The organism is Streptomyces sp. BHT-5-2 (assembly GCF_019774615.1).
GTDB lineage: Bacteria > Actinomycetota > Actinomycetes > Streptomycetales > Streptomycetaceae > Streptomyces.
This window is the reverse complement of the sequence record NZ_CP081497.1, coordinates 305813-326147: the sequence shown is the minus strand read 5'-3', so window position 1 is coordinate 326147 and position 20335 is coordinate 305813. Positions and strand designations below refer to the sequence as shown.

At 73.8% G+C, this 20335-nt stretch carries 17 protein-coding genes and 1 riboswitch; of the genes, 10 read left to right on the top strand and 7 right to left on the bottom strand.

Translation table 11 applies throughout. The features are described 5' to 3' along the window. Window positions 1-35: 35 nt before the first annotated feature. Complete coding sequence (locus K2224_RS29370) at window positions 36-695, bottom strand: ScbR family autoregulator-binding transcription factor (protein ID WP_221910225.1); 660 nt, start codon at window positions 693-695, stop codon at window positions 36-38. Between the two features lie 100 nt (window positions 696-795). Here K2224_RS29370 and K2224_RS29365 point away from each other — a divergent pair, with 100 nt between their 5' ends. The 4 genes from K2224_RS29365 to K2224_RS29350 all read left to right on the top strand — a co-directional run bounded on the left by K2224_RS29365 (window position 796) and on the right by K2224_RS29350 (window position 4435). Then, window positions 796-1716 carry a ScbA/BarX family gamma-butyrolactone biosynthesis protein gene (locus K2224_RS29365; RefSeq protein ID WP_221910224.1) on the top strand — a complete coding sequence of 307 codons (921 nt, stop codon included), beginning with the start codon at window positions 796-798 and terminating at the stop codon, window positions 1714-1716. A gap of 227 nt (window positions 1717-1943) precedes the next feature. Beyond that, the gene (locus tag K2224_RS29360; protein WP_221910223.1) at window positions 1944-2678 is read left to right on the top strand and encodes an HAD family phosphatase; all 735 of its coding nucleotides are present in this window, start codon (window positions 1944-1946) and stop codon (window positions 2676-2678) included. Window positions 2679-2897: 219 nt separating this feature from the next. Next, window positions 2898-3824, top strand: a complete 927-nt coding sequence (locus K2224_RS29355) for an aminoglycoside phosphotransferase family protein (protein ID WP_221910222.1) — start codon at window positions 2898-2900, stop codon at window positions 3822-3824. 224 nt (window positions 3825-4048) lie between these two features. Further along, a complete protein-coding gene (locus K2224_RS29350; protein ID WP_221912023.1) occupies window positions 4049-4435 on the top strand; it encodes a DUF779 domain-containing protein in 387 nt (128 codons plus the stop codon). Between the two features lie 180 nt (window positions 4436-4615). Here K2224_RS29350 and K2224_RS29345 read toward each other — a convergent pair whose 3' ends face one another. The 3 genes from K2224_RS29345 to K2224_RS29335 form a co-directional block, all read right to left on the bottom strand. After that, window positions 4616-5563: a hypothetical protein gene (locus K2224_RS29345; protein WP_221910221.1), complete on the bottom strand. Its 948-nt coding sequence runs from the start codon at window positions 5561-5563 to the stop codon at window positions 4616-4618. A gap of 179 nt (window positions 5564-5742) precedes the next feature. Beyond that, entirely contained in the window at window positions 5743-6258 is a 516-nt protein-coding gene (locus K2224_RS29340) for a lytic polysaccharide monooxygenase auxiliary activity family 9 protein (protein ID WP_221910220.1), read from the bottom strand. A gap of 61 nt (window positions 6259-6319) precedes the next feature. Beyond that, window positions 6320-7384, bottom strand: coding sequence for a LacI family DNA-binding transcriptional regulator (locus tag K2224_RS29335; protein ID WP_221910219.1), 1065 nt, complete (start codon window positions 7382-7384; stop codon window positions 6320-6322). A gap of 294 nt (window positions 7385-7678) precedes the next feature. Between K2224_RS29335 and K2224_RS29330 the strand changes: the two genes are divergently transcribed. The 5 genes from K2224_RS29330 to K2224_RS29310 all read left to right on the top strand — a co-directional run bounded on the left by K2224_RS29330 (window position 7679) and on the right by K2224_RS29310 (window position 12117). Further along, a complete protein-coding gene (locus tag K2224_RS29330; protein ID WP_221910218.1) occupies window positions 7679-8626 on the top strand; it encodes a nucleoside hydrolase in 948 nt (315 codons plus the stop codon). Next, entirely contained in the window at window positions 8623-10062 is a 1440-nt protein-coding gene (locus tag K2224_RS29325) for an MFS transporter (protein ID WP_221910217.1), read from the top strand. Before K2224_RS29330 ends, K2224_RS29325 begins: the two co-directional genes overlap by 4 nt. Before the next feature lie 214 nt (window positions 10063-10276). Next, a complete protein-coding gene (locus K2224_RS29320) occupies window positions 10277-10693 on the top strand; it encodes a DUF2795 domain-containing protein (protein WP_221910216.1) in 417 nt (138 codons plus the stop codon). A gap of 83 nt (window positions 10694-10776) precedes the next feature. Beyond that, the gene (locus tag K2224_RS29315) at window positions 10777-11259 is read left to right on the top strand and encodes a DUF5709 domain-containing protein (protein WP_221910215.1); all 483 of its coding nucleotides are present in this window, start codon (window positions 10777-10779) and stop codon (window positions 11257-11259) included. Between the two features lie 168 nt (window positions 11260-11427). Beyond that, window positions 11428-12117: a bifunctional 2-polyprenyl-6-hydroxyphenol methylase/3-demethylubiquinol 3-O-methyltransferase UbiG gene (locus K2224_RS29310; protein ID WP_221910214.1), complete on the top strand. Its 690-nt coding sequence runs from the start codon at window positions 11428-11430 to the stop codon at window positions 12115-12117. Window positions 12118-12174: 57 nt separating this feature from the next. Here the strand turns inward: K2224_RS29310 and K2224_RS29305 are convergent, their stop codons facing one another. The 3 genes from K2224_RS29305 to K2224_RS29295 all read right to left on the bottom strand — a co-directional run bounded on the left by K2224_RS29305 (window position 12175) and on the right by K2224_RS29295 (window position 18760). Continuing rightward, window positions 12175-13578 (bottom strand): M1 family metallopeptidase, encoded by a 1404-nt coding sequence (locus K2224_RS29305; protein WP_221910213.1) that lies wholly within the window; start codon window positions 13576-13578, stop codon window positions 12175-12177. Further along, window positions 13575-17534: an epsilon-poly-L-lysine synthase Pls gene (pls, locus tag K2224_RS29300; protein ID WP_221910212.1), complete on the bottom strand. Its 3960-nt coding sequence runs from the start codon at window positions 17532-17534 to the stop codon at window positions 13575-13577. The genes K2224_RS29305 and pls overlap by 4 nt, the downstream gene beginning before the upstream one ends. 446 nt (window positions 17535-17980) lie before the next feature. Beyond that, window positions 17981-18760 carry a hypothetical protein gene (locus tag K2224_RS29295; protein ID WP_221910211.1) on the bottom strand — a complete coding sequence of 260 codons (780 nt, stop codon included), beginning with the start codon at window positions 18758-18760 and terminating at the stop codon, window positions 17981-17983. 154 nt (window positions 18761-18914) lie between these two features. Further along, a riboswitch (M-box (ykoK) riboswitch) is annotated at window positions 18915-19086 on the top strand. Window positions 19087-19535: 449 nt separating this feature from the next. Here K2224_RS29295 and K2224_RS29290 point away from each other — a divergent pair. Further along, window positions 19536-20267, top strand: a complete 732-nt coding sequence (locus K2224_RS29290; protein WP_221910210.1) for an MgtC/SapB family protein — start codon at window positions 19536-19538, stop codon at window positions 20265-20267. The last annotated feature ends 68 nt before the right edge of the window (window positions 20268-20335 follow it).

Here is a 20335-nt window from a genome sequence, read left to right as displayed (position 1 = left end):
GCTGCCTCAGGCCGGCCGGTGCGTCGGGCGGAGCGTCAGGCCGGCTCGGGTGCCGGCTCCCGGCCGGCGGACCGCCGGCGCACCCGGTCCAGCAGGGCCGCGGGGTCGGGCTCGGCCTGGAGACCGCGGAGCAGGAGCAGCCAGAGGTCGCCCAGGTGCTCCTCGATGTTCCGCCGCCCCTCCAGGGCGTCGGAGACGGTGTGCAGTCCGAAGAAGGCGCAGACGACGGCGTGCGCGGTGGCGGCGGGCGCCACGCCGACGGCGAGTTCGCGGTTGCGGGCGGCCTCCTCCAGCAGCTGGGTGACGGCCTCGATCCAGCCGAGGAACGGCGTCGGCAGCTGGGTCTCGATGGCCTTGCGCTCGGCCCAGAGGCGGGCCCCGGCCCGGACCACGATGTCGTCGCGGAACGCCCGGGCCACTTCGAAGCTCAGCCCGACGAGTTTCTCCAGTGCCGGCACTCCGGCCTGCCGGTAACGGCCGATCAATTGCGGCCAGGTGGCGAAGTGTTCCTCGACGATGGCGAGGGCGAGCTTCTCCTTGCTGGCGAAGTGGAAATAGATCGCGCCGCTGGTGCGGCCGGAATGCGCGCTGATATCGCTGATGCTCGTCCCGGCATAGCCCCGTTCGTCGAACAGGGTCGCGGCCGCTTCCAGAAGGAACCTGCGGGTGGTCTTCGCCCTGTTCTGCACATGCACCTCGGATGTCGTCCTCGTGCCCTCTGCAGGAAATGTACCGCGCCCGCGCGGCCCCGATTTCACGGGTGCGCGCGTTCGAACTTCGATATTCCCTGGTCATATGAACTCGTCACCTGTCGGCATCGACGGCGGGCCCGGACCGCTGAGCTGGTCCCGTACCGTCGAGCGGGAGTTGGTGCACCGGCTCTCGGTGGCGGAGGTCCTGCTCACGGACGTCCGCCGGACGGCCGCCCCGGACGTCTTCGAGGCGGCGGCGTCCTGGCCGCGCGCCCACACGACGTTCCCGCGCGACGGGTCGCAGCTGCACAGCCCGCTGGTCCTGGTCGAGACCCTGCGCCAGCTGGGGCTTTACGTGCCGCTGCGGTTCCACGGGGTCCCGCCGGCCTGCCGGGCGATCATCACCGACCTGCACTTCCGCCTGGCGCCGGCCAGCGAGCCGGCGGCCGGGCCCGGCGCGACCGAGGTCAGCTGCCGTACCGAGGTCGGCGGAGTGCGCCGGGCTCCGGACGGGCCCGTCACCGGCCTGCGGCTGACCGCCGCGTTCGCCGCCCGCGGGGCGGTGTTCGGGTGGGCCGGCGGCGGGGTGCGCTTCGTGGACCGGGCGGGCTATGCCGCGCTGCGGGCGCGGGGCTCGGCCGACCCGGCGCCGTCCACACCTCCGGCCGCGGCGCACCGGCCGAGCCCCGCCGCGCTGGCGGTGAACCACCCCCAGGACGCGGTGCTGGCCGAGGACCGGGACGGACTCCTGGTCGCGCCGGCCGACCCACTGCACCCGTTCCTCTTCGACCACCCCACCGACCACGTGCCCGGAATGGTGCTGCTGGAGGCGGCGCGACAGGCCGTCGCCTACCGCAGCGGGGGCGCGCTGGCCCGGCCGTGCGCCGGGCGGCTGAGGGCGGTCCGGTTCACCGAACTCGCGCCGCCCGCACGCGTCCTGTGCACCCGGCACCACGCGACCTGCGTGTTCCGCGTCGTCCAGGGCGGCACACCAACGGCCTACGGCACCCTCAGCTACACATAGGGCATAAAATATGGACATTTATCGATGTATTGACCCTGGTGTGTGGCCGTCCGTAACGTAACGATCGTTATTTTCCGACGCCGAGCGCGCCCAGGTCTCCCCTGTCCGGGAGCCGCCGTCCGCCGGAACCCCTTCGCCCGCTGCCGCGGCCGCGCACCCCTCCCGCACGCCTCGTCAGGCGACCGGTCGCGCCGCCGCACTCCGGGCCCATCGGAACGGAACCTCGGATGACACCACACCGCATCCTCTCCTGGACCCCCGACGCCGTGGTCTTCGACTGCGACGGCACGTTGATGGACACCGAACGCCACTGGATCGCCGCCCGCGAGGAGGTGTTCCGCGACTACGGCCACGCCCCCGAGCCGGACTTCGCCGAAGAGGCCCGCGGGCTGCACTACACCGCGTGCGGACGGCTGATGGCCGACTCCGCCGGCCGGCCCGACCTCGTCGAGGAGTTCACCGCGTCCCTGCTCGACCGCTTCCGCCGGCTCGTCGCCGCCCGGCCGACGACCATGCCCGGTGCCCCCGAACTCGTCCGCGCCACCGCCCGGTTCGCCCCGTTGGCGGTGGCCAGCAACTGCCCGCTGGAGGTCGTCGAGTCCTGCCTGGACGTGGCCGGGCTGCGGCCGTTCTTCGACCACGTCGTGGTCCCCGACGCCATCACCAGACCCAAACCCCATCCGGACGTCTATCTCACCGCGGCCCGGCTCTGCGGGGTCCGGCCGGCCCGCGCGCTGGCCGTCGAGGACTCGGACTGCGGTGTGCGGGCGGCCGCGGCGGCGGGGATGCGGGTGATCGGCGTCGGGCCCCGGCCGACCGCGCCGGCCGACTGGTGGGTCCGCTCCCTGGCGGAACCGGCCGTGCTGGGCTGGGCCGGGGCCCGCATCCCGGCCCAGGACCGCGGTGCCGGTACCGCTTCCGGTTGCGCCGAGAGGGGAAGCGGCGGCACACCGACGGCTTGACTCTTCTGCGGCACAAGGGCGTTGCGCCGCCGACGGCGGCCGTGGGGTGGGCCCGGCCGGGCGGCCCGCCCCCAGTGCCGGGCACCGCCACGACCCGCCGCGGCCCGCCGCGTTAGGGTGGAGCCATGCTTTGACGCCTGCCCGCAGCCCGGGCACCCCCGCCGACTCCTTCGTCGCCGCATCGCGTACCGGATCCGGATCCACGAAGGAGAGTTCCTCATGACCACGTCGACCCCGATCGACGTCCCCCGGGCGTTCGCCGCCTCCTACGGTGCGCACGGCGCCGCGGAGCGCGCCTGGCTCGCCCGACTGCCCGCGCTGGGCGCGGAGTTCCTCGACCGCTGGGCACTGCGGCCGGACGGTCCCGCCCGCTACGGCATGGCCTCGCTCGTCCTGCCGGTACGGCGGGCGGACGGCACGCCGGCCGCGCTCAAGCTCCAGCAGGCGCGGGAGGAGACCGAGGGTGCCGCGATCGGCCTGCGGGCCTGGGGCGGCAACGGCATCGTGCGGCTGCTCGACCACGACGAGGCGAGCGCCACCCTGCTGTTGGAACGGCTGGACGCCGCCCGACCGCTGTCCGCGGTGCCCGACGACACCGAGGCACTGCGGACCCTGGCCGAGCTGATGGCGCGGCTGGTGGCGGTGCCGGCCCCGCCGGGGCTGCGGCGGCTCGCGGACGTCGCCGGCGCCATGCTCGACCAGGTCCCGCGGGACGTCGGCGCGCTGCGCGACGGGGCCGAACGGGAGCTGGTGCGGCGCTGCGCGTCCGCCGTGGCCGAGCTGCTCGGTGAGAGCGGGGACCGGCTGCTCCACTGGGACCTGCACTACGACAACATCCTGGCCGGCGAGCGGGAACCCTGGCTGGCCATCGATCCGGAGCCGCTGGCCGGCGACCCAGGCTTCGAGTTGATGCCCGCCCTGCGCAACCGGTGGGACGAGGTGGTGGCCACCGGCGATGTGCGGCGGGCGGTGCTGCGCCGATTCGACCTGCTGACGGAGGTGGTCGGCCTGGACCGCGAACGGGCCGCGGGATGGACGCTCGGCCGGGTGCTGCAGAACTCCCTGTGGGAGATCGAGGACGGCGAGTCCGCGCTCGAACCGGACCAGGTGGCCATTGCCACCGCCCTGTTGGAGCACCGGATGTGAGGCGCCTCGACCGGGCGCGAGACCCCTTTGGCGGGTGTGGTCCGTCGGTGCCGCTCAAGGGCCGCCGGGCGGCGCCGTGTTCCGCGGCGCGGTCGGCGTCTGGCATGCTGCCGGGCGGGGTGCCTCCCCGCCCGGCGGGGGCGCCGCAGGTGTCCGGCCGACGAAGGGGGCAGCACGTGCACGACACGGACGTCACAGGCGCCACGGACGACCGGGGAACCGGCCTGCCGCACGAGGGCGCCGCGCGGATCGCGCTCACCGACGGCGCCACCGCGCTGCTGCGCACGCTGCGCGAACGGCACGGGCCGCTGATGTTCCACCAGTCCGGCGGCTGCTGCGACGGCAGTGCGCCGATGTGCTATCCGGCCGGGGAGTTCCGTACCGGCGGTTCGGACGTACTGCTGGGGCGGCTGGCGGTGGCGGGCGTGCCCGAGCCGGTGGACTTCTGGATGTCGGGCGAGCAGTTCGCCCGCTGGCGGCACACCCATCTGACGGTGGACGTCGTACCGGGGCGGGGCAGCGGCTTCTCGCTGGAGGCGCCGGAGGGCGTGCGCTTCCTGATCCGCTCACGGCTCTTCACCGACGAGGAGCGGGCGCGGCTCGACGGGTAGGACCCCGGGAGGACGGGAGCACGGGCTCCGGCGGAAACGGCGAGACCCCGCGCACGGGGGAAAGCGCGGGGTCTCACCGGGCCCAACGGGCCGGAGGCGGCCGGAGTTCCCACCCGGTGAGGATTTCGCGGAAGAATTCCCACGGGCGGGACCCGGGCCTCCGGGCGGGCGGCGGGGCGGCTACGGCTCGTCCTGGACCAGGCGCTCCAGCATGTCCTGGAACTCCACGTCGACCACCACCCGCAGGCCGTTGCCGTCCGGTTCGCTCAGTGGTGTCATCCGCCCGCGCCGCCACCAGTACACCCGGGGGCTGATGGCGCCCGCCGCGTCCTCGTGGCCGGCCGCGGCGAACTGTGCCATCGCCTGGAGCGCCGGGATGACCTGGGCGTCGTGGATGCGGTGGAACGCCAGCTGGTGGCGGAAGGGCAGGGCGACCAGGGCGCCGTCCCGGGTCAGGGCGGTGCCCATCAGACGCTCGACCAGGTCGTCGAGGACCAGCACCCGGCTCGCGGTGAAGAAGGAGTCCCCCAGCAGCACCTCGAACGCCGAGCCGTCGCCGCGCCGGATCGTCTCGTGCCCCTCGACCGGCAGCGCGCGGAGGTTGTTCATCGCACGGATCCGCAGCTCCGCGACGTCCCCGAGGTCGGTGAGGGAGTCCTCGCTGAGCATCTGGACGGCCTCGGGCAGATCGAGGGCGAGCACCTCGCGCAGACCGGGCGCCGGCTCGTGGCCGTAGCGGAAGGAGTCGGAGGCGGGCAGGGTCTCCTGGGCGACGATCCGTGGGTAGAGGCAGGCCCGGATCTCGTCGTGGGAGAGGATCTCCAGCGGCTGCGGGCCGTCCATGGTGCGCAGCACCTTGCCGACGTGGTCGCGGACGAGCCCGGGCCAGCAGCGCTCGCCGCGGCGGTCGCGGTGGCAGACGGCGGCCAGATTGCCCAGGCCGAACTGGCGGCCGGCGGAGTCGGTGACCACGCCGGCGTAGGCGGTGACCTCCAGGCCGCGCTCGGCGAACGCCTGCCGGACCTCGGATCTGAAGACGCGGCCTTCCCGCTCGGAGAAGAAGGCGAACTCCTCGTCGCGTGCGAGCTCGCGGGGATCCCGCTTCGGTCCTCGGCGGAACAGACCCATCTCTTCCTCCCGGCTGCGGCCGGCCGCATCGGCCTTGGATGCGCCGATGGTAACGGGTGCCTCCGACAGCGGGGTCGCCCCGCGGCCGGGGACGGGACGCGGGGCGACCGTGGGGACGGTGAGCGGAGCGGGGACGAAGGGGGACGGAAGGGGAGAGGGAGCCGGACGAGCGGGGGGCGCTAGCCGATGTTGACGTCGATGCAGGCGTAGAAGGCGTTCGCGGTGTCGGCGATGTTCCAGACGGCGAGGATCTTCTGCCTGCCCTTGATGTCGCCGAAGTCCACGGTGTGGGAGACCTCGGCCGGGGGCTGGGAGCCGTGGCCGTCGATCTCGGCGACCTTCCGGCCGTTGGCGAAGTACTGCCAGTTGCTGGTGGCGTGACGGGCCGTGAACCGCCAGGTGAAGGTCTGGCTGCTGTTGACCGGGGTGACCTGCCACGGCTTGGAGTCGTCGTCCAGGTCGGCGAACTGGCTGTTGCCGCCGCTGCAGCTGGTCAGCCCCTTGGGCCCCTCGACGCTCTGCGGCTCCCACTTGATGGGGCCGCAGTCGACGGTGCCGGCGGCGCACTGGGCCTGCCGGCTGGGGGGCGAGGAGACATAGCCGTGTGCGCTGGCCGGGCCGGCCGGCAGGGTGACGACGAGGAGGGGGGCGATGCCGGCGCCTATGGCGAGGGCCAGCCTTCTTTTCTTGTCCATGTCAACCCTTTCGCGTAGGGGGGTGGTTGACGCGAGGGCGTGCCGAGCAATTGGTCCAGACTTAACGCTCTGACCGCGTACGGTCAAGAGGTTGCACATCCCCGCCACCCGTCCCACCCGCCGCACTGGAGGCCCGGACCACCAGTTCCGGCGCGAGGCGGACGGTGCGCACCGGGCGGCGGGGGCCGGGAACCGGGGCCGCGGCGGGGCGGTGGACGAGCAACCGGGCAGCCTCGGCGGCGAGTTCGGCCACCGGCTGGCGCACCGTCGTCAGCGCCGGATCGGCGAGACCGGCCAGCGGGATGCCGTCGAAGCCGGTGACCGCGACGTCGCCGGGGACGTCGGCGCCCAGCTGGCGCAGCCGCTGCAGGGCGCCGGCCGCGATCAGGTCGTTGGCGCAGACCACGGCGTCCGGCCGGGCGGGCCAGATGCGGTCCACGGCGGCCCGGCCCCACTCCACGGAGAAGTCGCCGAGCACCATGCGCTCCGGTGCGGTCGGGTCGAGGGCGGCCGCCCCCGCCGCGTAGGCCGCGCGCCGCTCGACCGCCGCGGAGGCGGTACCGGCGGCGCCGACGAAGCAGGGGCGGCGGCGGCCGGTGGCGGCGAGGTGGTCCAGGACGAGGGCCATCCCCGCGGCGTTGTCGACCGCGACCGAGTCGGCGACGCCGGGGCCGCAGCCGCGGTCCAGCAGCACCAGCGGCACCCGTGCCGCGGCGGCGGCCACCGCGTCCCGGCTGCGCCGCTCGTCCACCGGGATCAGCAGCAGGGCGTCCACCCGGCGGGCCAGCAACGAGGCGATCCGGGCGGCCTCGGCCTCCGGGTCGTCGTCGCAGTCGGCGAGCAGGACGGCGCGGCCCTCGGCGTGCAGGACGTGCTCCAACTCCCGGACCAGGGAGGGGAAGAAGGGGTTGGTGATCTGCGGGAGGACCAGGCCGACGGTGCCGGTGCTGCGGCTGCGCAGGGCGCGGGCGACCTCGTTGGGGCGGTAGCCCAGGCGGTCCGCCGCCTCCCGTACGGCGCGGGCCGTCTCGGCGCCGACCGGACGGGTGCCGGCCAGCACACGGGAGACGGTGGCGACGGAGCAGCCCGCCGCGTGCGCGACGTCCCGCAAGGTCACTTCGGCCACGACGGCGTGCCCTTCCACTACGGGACGGCGGCCGTGCGAACGGCGTCGTCCCGGACGGATGGCGGCAAACGTTATCACCGCCCGTGCACAGGCGTACCAGCTCCGTACCTCTCGATACCAGCGGGTAAGCAGGTCGCCTGCCTCACACTTCATTGATGTTTCATTGACATCTCCGCGGCGTATGAGCGAAATTTCCGGAGAACGTTTTCCCGAGGTAGCGCCCCCTGGCTGGCGCGCCCCCAGAGATCGAGTTCACCCCGCTTCACCGTTCCGCAGAGCAAAGGGGCTCTCCCGTTGGCCAGAAAGATCATCCTCGACTGCGACCCGGGGCATGACGACGCGATCGCCATGCTCCTGGCCCACGGCAATCCCGACGTGGAACTGGTCGCCGTGACGACCGTGGTCGGCAACCAGACGCTGGAGAAGGTGACCCGCAACGCGCTCTCGGTGGCGGCGATCGCCGGGATCACCGGTGTCCCGTTCGCCGCGGGCAACCCGCGTCCGCTGGTCCGGTCCGTCGAGACCGCCCCCGACATCCACGGCGAGACCGGCCTCGACGGGCCCGAACTGCCCGAGCCGGCCTTCGAGCTGGACCGCCGGCACGCCGTCGACCTGATCATCGACACCGTGATGTCGCACGAGCCGGGCGAGATCACCATCGTCCCCACGGCCGGCCTGACCAACATCGCGATGGCCGTGCGCAAGGAGCCCCGGATCGCCGAGCGGGTGCGCGAGGTCGTCCTGATGGGCGGCGGCTACCACGAGGGCAACTGGAGCGCGGTCGCCGAGTTCAACATCATCATCGACCCCGAGGCCGCGCACATCGTCTTCAACGAGAAGTGGCCGGTCACCATGGTCGGCCTGGACCTCACCCACCAGGCGCTGGCCACCCCCGAGGTCGAGGCGCGGATCGCCGCGCTGGGCACCGCACCGTCCCGGTTCGTGCTGGAGCTGCTGGACTTCTTCCGCGAGGCGTACCGCGAGAACCAGGGCTTCGACCACCCGCCGGTGCACGACCCGTGCGCGGTGGCGTACGTCATCGACCCGGACGTGATGACCGTCCGCAGGGCACCGGTCGACATCGAGCTGCGCGGCGCGCTGACCCTGGGCATGACCGTCACCGACTTCCGGGCGCCGGCGCCGGCCGACTGCCACACCCAGGTCGCGGTCAAGCTCGACCACGAGCGGTTCTGGAACCTCGTGGTGGACGCCCTGGAGCGGATCGGCGAAGGCCGGGCATGAACCTCTCCACCGCACCACGTACCACCGAGGTCTCCGGCGGCGGGTCCGGAGTCCGGATCGGCGTGCTGGTCACCGCGCTGCTGGCGGCCTGCTTCGCCTTCCAGCTGAACGCCAGCATGCTCAGCCCGGCGCTGAAGAGCATCGAGGACTCGCTCGGTGCCAGCTCCGCCGAGGTGGGCATGACGCAGACCGCGTTCTTCACCTCCGCCGCGCTGTTCTCGCTGTTCCTGCCCCGGCTGGGCGACGTGCTCGGCCGGCGCCGGGTGCTGGCCGGCATGCTCGCCCTGATGGCCGTCGGCTGCGTGGTCGCCGCGCTGGCGACGAGCATCCCGATGCTGTTCGCCGGGCGGATCATCCAGGGTGTGAGCGGGCCGGTCGTCCCGCTGTGCCTGATCATGCTGCGGGTCGAGGTCAAGGAGCCCAAGAAGTACGGCACGCTGCTGGGCGTGATCACCGCCGTCAACGGCGGGATCGCCGGCATCGACTCGCTGGCCGGCGGCTACCTCGCCGACCACCACGGCTTCCAGTCGGTCTTCTGGGCGATGGCGGTCGTCGCGGCCGTGGCGACGGCCCTGGTGGCCACCCTGACCCCGGAGTCCAAGGCCGCGGCCGCGTCCCGGATGGACTGGCCCGGTGTGGCGCTGCTGGTCGTCTCGGTCGGCGCGCTGCTGATCGCACTGAACGAGGCCGGGAAGCTGGCCGCCGCCGACTGGACGATGGTCGCCGTGCTGGTGGTGCTGGCCGCGGTCGCGTTCGCGCTGTTCTGGCGGACCGAGAACCGCAGCGGACACCCGCTGGTCGCCACCCGGCACCTGAAGCAGCGGGCCACCTGGTCGCTGCTGCTGACCACGGTGCTGACCATGACCGGCGTGTTCGCGGTGATGAACGGTCTGATCCCGGCCTTCGCCCAGGACGCGCAGGCCGGTCTGGGGATGTCCGCCGAGCAGTCCGCCTGGTGGACGCTGTCGCCGTACGCGCTCGCCGGGCTGGCGATGGGCCCGGTGGCCGGCCGGCTGGCCGCGACCTTCGGCTACGGCCGGATCCTGCGGCTGGGCCTCTTCGGCTCCGTGGGGTCGGTGGTGCTGATGCTGCTGACGATGCACAGCCAGTCGCATGTGCTGCTGCTGGTGACCTCGCTGCTGGTGGGCATCACCTACGCGGGCGTGGCCAACATCGTCCTCAACGGCCTGGGCATCGTCCTCTCCCCCGGCGAGAACCCCGGCTTCCTGCCGGGTCTGAACGCGGGCGCCTTCAACCTCGGCGCCGGGCTGAGCTTCGCCGCGCTGTACGCGGTGAAGACCGCGCTGACGCCCGACGACCCGGCCTCGGCCGGCGGCTACACCGCCGGCATGATCGCCGGTGTGGTCATCCTGGCGCTGGCCATCGCGACGTCGTTCCTGATCCCGAAGCCGGTGGCGGCCGAGGCCAAGGACTGACGCCCGACGGCACGGGCCGCACGACGAGACCGCCCGCCGCCCCGGGATCCGGGTGCGGCGGGCGGTCTCGTCGCGCAGGGGCACGGCCGGCCGCCGCCGCGCCCCTACGCCTCCCCCGCCCTCCGTCCCGGGCCCTCCCGCCCCGATCCCGTCCCGTCCTGTTGTCAGGCCCAGGGGAAAAGGGAGACTGGAGACGGAGGCAACGGAGGCAGCAATGGTCATGGAACACGGAATGGACAAGACCGGTCCCGCCCGGGACGACATGATGAAGAAGCAGCTTCGGAGCCAGATGTCGCTGGACCGCTCCCTGCGCGCCGACGAGAGCCGCGAGCTGGAGCCGGCCGGCGAGGACCAGCCGGTGGCGGCCCCCTCCCCGGAGAGCGTCTACCGCGGCGGGACCCCGCACGGCATGTCCGAGCGCGACGTCGGTCTGCGCTCCGAGCTGGCCCAGTACCTCGGGCGCAGCGTCTATCCGGCCGAGCGCGGCGACATCATCCGCACCCTGCGCGGCAACCACGCCCCGGACCGCCTGGTCACGATGGCCGAGCAACTGCCCGCCCACCACCGCTACGGCAATGTCCAGGGCATCGCCGAGTCGCTCGGGCTGGGCACCGAGGACCGGCGTTCCTGAGGCCGAGCGGCGCTCACCGGCGGACAATGGCCATGACGGAGCGCACCCACCGACCCCGCACGGAGCCGAAGAGGAGGGCGGCAATGTCCGACGACGCCATGGGCGACGAGGTCTACCAGCCGCCCAGATACACCCCCGAGGACAATCCCAACGACCTCGACATGGAGGACGCGTTGGACGAGCCGGGGCTCGACGAGACGCTGGACACCGGCTACTCGCCGCCGGAGCGCCCGTTCGTGGTGAACCACGACGGGACCACCGCCCAGGAGCAGCACGACCGCGAATCGCTGGCCCACCGGCTCTCGACCGAGCTGCCGGACGTCTGCGCGCGGGACGGCGACGGCATCGGCGATCTGCCGGACGGCGACGGCGAGCCCTACGACGACCAGGTCGGCGACGAGCGCGCGGGACGGATCGTCAGCTACGACGAGGGCTTCTGGCGCGGCGGCGGCAGCAACGACATCACCGCCCGCGACGTCGGCATCGACGGGGGCGCGGCGTCCGCCGAGGAGGCGGCGGTGCACATCGCCCACGACGTGGGCGGGACGGTCGAGGGGGAGATGTAGGGCCCGGCTGTGCAGGGCCCGGCCGAGGGGTGGTGCGGCCTGCCGGGGGGTGGCGCGCGGGCCTTTCGGAGGCTTCCTCCGTTACGTTCCGGAATCGGCAACGGACTTTGCCGGATGCCCGGCGGACGTCCGAGGCTGTGCCGTGACCGGACGGAGAGGAGCACAGCGATGGCACACGGCCACGGCAGCGGCGACGGCAACGGCAACGGCAACGGCAACGGCGCGGGGACGATCCCCGACGAGGAGTTCTGGGACGCCCGGTACGCCGGGAGCGACCGCGTCTGGAGCGGGAACCCCAACGTCGTACTGGTCCGCGAGATCCGCGACCGGGTCCCGGGGACGGCACTGGAACTGGGGTGCGGCGAGGGCGCGGACGCGATCTGGCTGGCCGCGCAGGGCTGGCGGGTCACCGCGGCCGATGTGTCGGGGGTGGCGCTGGGCCGGGCCGCGGAGCAGGCGGCCGCGGCCGGGGTCGCCGACCGGATCGACTGGCAGCGGCACGATCTGGCGGTCTCGTTCCCGGCGGGGAGCTTCGACCTGGTGTCGGCGCAGTTCCTGCACCATCCCGGCGAGATCTTCCGCGCGGGAATCCTGCGGACCGCGGCATCGGCGGTGGCGCCCGGCGGGACGCTGCTGATCGTCGGGCACGCCGAGCCGCCGCCGTGGGAGCAGGAGCACGACCACCCGCACCCGATGGAGCGGTTTCCGACGAACGGGGAAGTGCTGGCGGGCCTGGCGCTCCCCGCGAAGGAGTGGGACGTGCGGCTCGACGAGGAGTTCACGCGGACGCAGCCCGGTCCCGACGGGCGGCCGGCGGAGCGGGTCGACACGGCGCTGATGCTGCGGCGCCGGGACTGAGCAGGGCGTCCCGGGTGGTGGGCGTGGCGGCCGCCCGCCACTCGGGACGCGGGATGTTCAGGCCGCCAGTACGGGCAGCGGCTTCTCGTACAGCCAGGTGTGCAGCAGCGGCCGGGCCCGGGGGCCGGCGCAGCGTTCGGCGTGGGCGAGGAACGCCCCGGTGTCGGCGCTGGCGCCGCGGTGCGCGCTGTGCCAGCTGCGGAGCACGGCGAAGAACCGCTGGTCGCCGACGGTGCGGCGGAGCGCGTGCAGGGCGCAGGCGCCGCGCACGTAGACCCGGTCGTCGAAGATCCGGCGCTGGCCGGGGTCGGCGATCCGCAGGTCCTGGGGCCGGTCGCGCAGCGTGCGCCATTCCCGGCGGGCGATCTCGTCGGCGGTGTCCTCGCCGGCGTGCTCGGACCACAGCCACTCCGCGTAGGTGGCGAAGCCCTCGTTGAGCCAGATGTCGCGCCAGTCGCGCAGGCTGACGCTGTTGCCGTACCACTGGTGGGCGATCTCGTGCGCGACCAGGGTCTCCGCGCCGCGTTCGCCGTCGATGTGGTTGCTGCCGAACACCGACCGGGTCTGGTTCTCGACCGGGGCGGCGAGTTCGGCGTCGACGACCACCGCGCCGTACGCCTCGAACGGGTAGCGGCCGAAGCGGTCGCTGAACGCCCGGAGCATCTCCGGCTGCCGGGCCAGGTCGTACGCCGCCTCCTCGGCCATCCGCGCCGGATAGGAGTTGTGCAGCGTGATCGCCGGGTGGTCCGGGCCGAGCCGGGCGGTGCCGCTGTCGTGCCGGAACCGCCCGGTGTACAGCGCGGCGAGGTACGGGGCCATGGGGCCCGGGTGGTGGTAGGTCCAGCACTCGTGGTGCCCGCTGCGGCGGCGTTCGAGCAGGGTGCCGTTGGCGAGGGCGTGCTGGCCGTGCGGGACGTTGATCCGGAAGGTGAAGGCCGCCTTGTCGTCGGGGCGGTCGTTGCAGGGGAACCACGAGGGGGCGCCGAGCGGCTGGGAGGCGACCATGGTCCCGTCGTGCGAGTCGCCGGTGCGGTCCCAGCCGATCGGGCCGAACGGCGAGCGGACCGGCCGGGGCCGGCCGCGGTAGCCGATGTCCATGGTGAAGCGGGTGCCGGTGGCCAGCGGGCGCGGGGTCGCCAGGTACAGCTTCCCGTTCTGCTGGCGGGAGCGGACCCGGATGCCGTCGACATGGGCGGTGTGCACCGTCAGGCGGGAGAGGTCCAACTCCACCCGGTCCAGGGGCCCGTTGGCCACCGCCTCGATGCGGGCCCGGCCGTGCAGGCCGCCGTCGGCCGGGCGGTAGGTCAGGTCCAGGTCGTAGGAGAGGGTGTCGTGGGCGTAGGTGCCGTGCCGCGGGAAGTAGCGCTCGGAGAGCGGCCAGGCGAGGCCGTCCGCGCCCGTCGCGGCGAGCGGGAGCAGGGCGGCGCCCCGGAGGAGCGCGCGCCGGCTGCATCGGGTCACGCGGCCGCACCGCCTTCCGCACGGGCCGCGGCGGGGCGGGCCGGGCGTTCGCCGGCGATCGGGTTGCCGGCCCAGCGGGTGTGGGCGGGCACGCTCTCGCCGCGCATGACCAGGGAGGACGGTGCGATCGAGGCGCGCGCCCCGACGTCGGTCCCGGGGAGCACGATGCCGTGCGGGCCGAGCGAGGAGCCCTCGGCGAGGCGGACGGTGTCCAGGCGCATGATCCGGTCGTGGAAGAGGTGGGTCTGCAGGACGCAGCCGCGGTTGACGCTGACGCCGTCGGCGAGGGTGATCAGGTCGGTCTCCGGCAGCCAGTAGCTCTCCAGCCAGACGCCGCGCCCGATCTTGGCGCCGAGGGTGCGCAGCCACCAGTTGAGCACCGGGGTGCCGGTGAACGCGCCGGCCATCGAGGGCACGGCGAGCGACTCGACGAAGGTGTCGTAGAGCTCGTTGCGCCAGACGAACGAGGACCACAGCGGATGCTCGCCGGCGGTGAACCGGCCGACCAGCGTCCACTTCGCCACGGTCGTGATGAGCAGCGCCAGCAGGCCCGAGACCAGCATCAGCGGGGCGCCGATCAGCGCCGCGAGGCCGAGGCCGCCGTGGGTGAAGGCGTCCTGTTCGGTGAGGAACACGCCCTCGGCGAGGGCCACTCCGCACATCAGGGGCAGCACCCGGCACATTTCCACGGCGGCGCGGGCCAGGACCAGCCGGCGCGGCGGGGCGAAGGTGCGCGCCGGGTCGGCCTGGGCCGCCACCCGGGGCAGCGGCATGGCGGGGCGGCCCAGCCAGGACATCCCCGGTTCGCCGTCGGCGGGCGCGTTGGAGAGCACGCCGACCAGGCTGTGGTCGGGGACGTCGTGGCCGGGGTCGACGATGCCGGAGTTGCCGACGAAGGCCCGGCGGCCGATCCGGACGGTGCCCAACCGCAGCCATCCGCCGCGGAGTTCGTAGGGGGCGACGAGGGTGTCGTCGGCGAGGAAGGCGCCGTCCTCGACGTGCAGCAGGGAGGGCAGCGGCAGCACGGTGGAGATCTCGGCGTGCTTGCCGACCTTGGCACCGAGCAGCCGCAGCCAGTGCGGGGTGCCGAGGCTGGCGTAGAGCGGGAAGAGGCTGCCGCGGGCGCCGTCCAGGAGGCGGGTCACCAGCCAGGCGCGCCAGGCGACGCCGCCGCCGGCCGGGTGCAGGCCGGGCTTGATGCCGCGGCCGAGGAGCCGGACCGTGCCGGCGGTCACCAGGATCGAGCAGCCGGTGGTGAGGAGCGTGAAGACCGGTGCGGCCACCAGCAGGCGGACCGCGGCGGTCCCCAGGGTGCCGCTGTCACGGAGCAGGAAGTACACGCCGACCAGTGCGGGGGCGGCGGAGAGCAGGGCCAGCAGCGGCAGGCCCAACAGGGCGAGCGCGTAGGCGGCGGTCCAGCGGCGCGAGCGCCGCCGCTCGGGGGCGGGCCAGGCGGCGCCGGCCATCCGCTCGGCGGCGCCGGCGGGGCGGGCCGGGGAGCCGGTCCAGCAGGCACCGTCGGGGATCTCGCCGTCCAGGCAGCCGCCGGCGGCGAGTTCGGCGTCCCGGCCGACGACGGCGCCGGGCATCAGCATGCTGCGGTGGGCGACCCGGGCCCCGGCGCCGATCCGGACCGTGCCGACGTGCAGGGTGTCGCCGTCGAGCCACCAGCCGGAGATGTCGGCCTCCGGTTCGACGCTGCAGCCGTCGCCGAGTTCGGCGAGGCCGGTGACCGGCGGCATGGTGTGCAGCGCCACGTCGCGCCCGGTGGCGCAGCCCAGCGTCCGGGCGTACAGCCGCGCCCAGGGCGTGCCGAGCAGGGACGGGACGCCGAAGGCGGCGACCACGCGTTCGGCGGTCCACAGGCGCAGATGGGTGGCGCCGCCGCGCGGGTGGGCGCCCGGCCGGATGGAACCGGCGAGCATCCGGGCGGCGAGCGCGCCCAGGGCGCAGCGCATCGGGGCGCTGTAGAGCACCACCCAGCCGACGATGATCAGCCACCAGGCGGTGTGCGGGGCCCAGACCTGCGGGGCGAGCCAGCCGAGGACGTTGTCCGCGAGCGCCAGCCCGACGAGCCCGCGCAGCCCGGCGATGCCGTACAGGCCGGTCTGGACGAGGAGTTGGACGACCGCGGTGCGACGCGGGACGGGGCGGACCGGGCGGACCTCGTCCACCGGGCCGCCGAGCGAGTCCAGGTGCTCGGCCATGTCGCGCAGCACCGGGTGGCGGTAGAGGTCGGCGACCGAGACGCCGGGGTGGTGGACGCGCAGCCGGGACGCCATCCGGGCGGCGACGAGGCTGGTGCCGCCGAGGGCGACGAAGTCGCTGTCCGGGCCGGGGCGGACGCCGAGGAGGTCGGTCCAGATCCCGGCGAGGCGGGCGGCGGTGCCGTGCAGGGCCGCGGCCGGGTCGCTGGCGTCGGCGTCGGCCGGGGCGGCCGGCAGCGGCCAGGGCAGCGCCTTGCGGTCGACCTTGCCGGAGGTCCTGGTGGGCAGGCTCTCGACCTCGGCCAGGACGGGCACCAGCTGTGCCGGCAGCCGTTCCTGGAGCAACGCGCGGGCCTTGTCCTGCTGGAAGCTGGAGCCGTCGGCGGTGCGCCGGTCGGGGACGATGTAGCCGACCAGGACCTGGGTGCCGGCCGGGGTGGTCTGGACGGCCGCGGCGGCGCCGCGGACGCCGGGCAGCTCGGCCAGGGCGGCGTCGATCTCGCCCAGCTCGATCCGGCGGCCGCCGAGTTTGATCTGGTCGTCGGCGCGTCCGACGAAGAGCAGGCCCCCGGGTTCGGCGCGGACCAGGTCGCCGGTGCGGTAGGCGCGGGCGGTGTCCAGCACGCCGTCGGGCCGGAAGCGCTCGGCGTCCTTGGCCGGGTCGAGGTAGCGGGCGATGCCCACGCCGCCGATCAGCAGCTCGCCCTCCGCGCCGTACGGCACCGGCCGGCCGGCCGGGTCGACGACGGCGAGCTGCCAGCCCTCCAGGGGCAGGCCGATGCGGACCGGCTCCCCCGGCAGGAGGCGGGCGGCGCAGGCGACGACGGTGGTCTCGGTCGGGCCGTAGGTGTTCCACATCTCGCGGCCGGGGCCGGCGAAGCGGTCGACGAGCCCGGCGGGGCAGGACTCGCCGCCGACGATCAGCAGCCGGACCCGGTGCATCGCCTCGTCCGGCCACAGTGCGGCGAGGGTGGGAACTGTGGAGACCACGGTGATACCGCGTTCGACCAGCCACGGGCCGAGTTCGTGGCCGGCCCGGACCAGCGAGCGGGGGGCGGGAACCAGGCAGGCGCCGTGCCGCCAGGCGAGCCACATCTCCTCGCAGGAGGCGTCGAAGGCGACGGACAGCCCGGCCAGCACCCGGTCGCCGGGCCCCAGCGGCCGGTCCTGGCAGAACAGTCCGGCCTCGGCGTCGACGAAGGCGGCGGCGGAGCGGTGGCTGACCGCCACGCCCTTGGGGGCGCCGGTCGAGCCGGAGGTGAAGATGATCCAGGCGTCGTCCTGGAGGCCCGGGGCGCGCGGCGCCCCGGCGGGCCGGGCCGGGCCGGGCAGCGGGCCGTCGGGGCCCAGGACGGCGCAGACGGCGGCCTCGCGGAAGACGGTGGCGGCCCGCTCGTCGGGGTCGTCGGCGTCGACCGGTACGTAGGCCGCTCCGCTGCGCAGGACGGCGAGGATGGACAGGTACAGCTCGGAGGTCCCGGAGGGCACACGGACTCCTACCCGGTCGCCGGGACCGATTCCGCGGTCCCTGAGCTGCCGTGCGCGGCGCTCGGCCTCGGTGCACAGGTCACGGTAGGTGAGCACTTCGGAGCCCGTGTCCAAGGCGATCGCCTGGGGGTGTGCGGCGGCGGTGGCATCGAGCACGTCGAGCAGGGTTCGCGGGGCCGGGGTGCCGGCGGTGCGGTAGACAGCCCCCGGGGGGATGGATTCTGACGGCTCGAAGGACGATTCGAGAAGGGGCGACGACATCGATATGCCTCTGTTGTTCGGTGCCGGTGGGTGGAAACCCTCGGACGTTCGCCACTAGAGATGCCGCCGCCCGGGCACCGGTTCGCAGCTCGGGTTCCCCGTTCCCCCAATCGAACGTGTTGTGAAAGCGGGAGCCGGCCGCTTGGGCAGGCTGCACGGGGAATCCGGCTCCGGCACCTGACCATGTCATGGGAAAGAATTGACCGCCGCCGGGGATTGTTTTCGGCACCGCCTCCGAAACGCTCAAAACCGCAGGTCAGATCCTTGCGGTCGAACGGTTACGGGGTATCCGGTCAAGCCTTGATCAAATATTGCGCAACCGAGCAACTATTCATCGGATTCTCACGGCCGTCTCATCGACCCGTCATGAGGCTGTCATACCCTCATCACGCCGTCCCCACACCGTTTTTGACGCCTCTGAATGCCCGTAAGTTGCCTGGCGCGGGCTACTTGAGGATGTTGACCGCACGGGCCACCACCAGAACGACCGTCAGCAGCGAGACCGCCGACTGCAACAGCATCAGCAGCTTCGCCCAACGGGTCAGCGGCATCACGTCGGTGGGACTGAAGGCGGTGGCGTTGGTGAACGACAGGTACAGGTAGTCGACGAACTGCGGCTCCCAGTGCTCCGGGGCCAGCTCCGGCGTCGCCATCTGCGGGAAGAGGAAGTCCGGGTAGCGGTGCACGGCGTGGACCCGGGCGACCGGACCACCGCGGTCCCACTCCCAGTACCACAGCGCGAAGACGATGACGTTGGTCGCCCAGATGCCGCCGCCGGTCGCCAGCAGTGGCCCGGCCTCCTCGCCCTCCGTGCCATGCACCAGGCCGATCACCAGATGCACCGCGGACCAGCCGTTCGCCGCGCTGATCATCGCGATCAGCGCCAGCCCCGCCCACCGGTAGAGCCGGGAGACCCGCTCGATGCGGAACGGATCGGCGACCACCAGCACCAGCAGCAGCGCGGTCTCCAGCACCGGCAGCAGCCACTCCGGACGGATCGTCAGCCGCCCCGGCAGCAGGCCCTGCAGGGCCGCCGCCACCAGCACCGCGAGGGTCGAGGGCCAGCGGGGCTCACCGCGGGTCACCCGCCGCCAGGCCGGCCGCAGCCGCCGCCCGGCCTCCTCCACCCCCGCCATGGCGGGGGCCAGCAGCGCCTCGATGCGGTCCAGGCGCTCGGCGTCGGTACCGGCGTCGCCCGCCTTGCCGGGCTCGGGGTCGTGGGACATGCGCCTCATGCTCACCCGGGGCCGGCACGGTGTCCAGCGCGATCACCGGACCGGTGGGACGGATCCGCCCGGCGAGCAGGATTCCGTCAAGAACTTGCACACCCACGCAAGTGATCGTCCCGGCGGGGGCTACACTCCTAGACGTTTGACGCGGCAGTCACCTCGTTCGGTGAGGCTTCGCCACGGACACAGGCCACTGATCCCGCCCGTCGAGAGACGCTCCGGATCAGGACAGGTCTCCCCGGCACAAGGGGTGACCCCGGGTGGCTGCCCCGCGCAGGGGCCACGCCGTGACGTGCCAAAGCTCTGACGAATGGGGGTGAACCGGTCGACGGCGACCGGTCCGCTCCTTGCCGGATCGACGACGGCGCCCCGGGCACACCCCGGACGGAAGGAGGCGGGAGACATGGATTGCAGTAGTCCGGGCCATCATCGGCCCCACCACCGCCTGCCCTCGCACCCTTCCGGCACGCGGTAACCGTCCTCCCCGCGCGGCCTCCCCGCCGCGGCACGCCCCCGTACGGCCGACCGCCGTCACGGGCCGCCGTGCTGCGCACCCGCGCGGGGCGGCCGGCTGCCGCGCGCCTCCGACACCACCCCGCCAGGGGCGCCGGGAGGCCACCGTGAACGGCACCGCGCTCCGACCGCCCTGCGGACGCACCTCTTCCTCGCCACGGTCCCGGTCGTCATCCAGCCCGCCCAAGTCGCCCTGGTCCACCGGCCGTCCGTCCGCACCGTCAGCCCACCCCTCCCCCGTCCCCGAGGAGGTGCTCCCATGCACACCCTGACCATCGTCGACTTCCTCGTCCGGCTCGCCACCGGCGTGGCCTGCGGAGCGCTCATCGGTGTCGAGCGCCAGTGGCGCGCCCGGATGGCCGGGCTGCGCACCAACGCCCTCGTCGCCACCGGCGCCACCCTCTTCGTCCTCTACAGCACGGCCGTCGGGGACTCCGGCAGCCCCACCCGGGTCGCCTCCTACGTCGTCTCCGGCATCGGCTTCCTCGGCGGCGGGGTGATCCTCCGGGACGGAGCGGGGGTGCGCGGTCTGAACACCGCCGCCACCCTGTGGTGCTCCGCGGCCGCCGGCGTCCTGGCCGCCTCCGGACGGCTCGAACTCGCCGTCCTCGGCACCCTCGCCGTGCTCGCCGTCCACCTCGTGCTGCGCCCGGCCGGGCGACTGCTGGACCGGGCCCCGGCCGCCGGCTCCGACCCCGACGCGGCGGTGCACGCCACCGTGCACGTGGTCTGCGAGCGCCGCGCGGAGACGCACATCCGCGCCCTCCTGCTCCAGGCGCTCACCGCATCCGGGCTGACACCCGTCAGCCTGCGGGCCCGCCGGGACGCCGAGGACACCACCGGCATCCGTGCCGCGGTCACCGTCTCCGGCACCCCCGCCCAGGCCCTGGAGCAGGTCATCGCCCGGCTCTCCCTGGAGCCGGACGTCCGCGACCTCCACTGGCACCTCGACGAACCCGAACTCCCCGAGCAGCAACGAGCGCTGGCCTGATCCCTCCCTGCCCACCCACAACTCCCCCGGGTGCAGGCTTCTTCACGAAAAAAGAAAAGGTGCGCTCG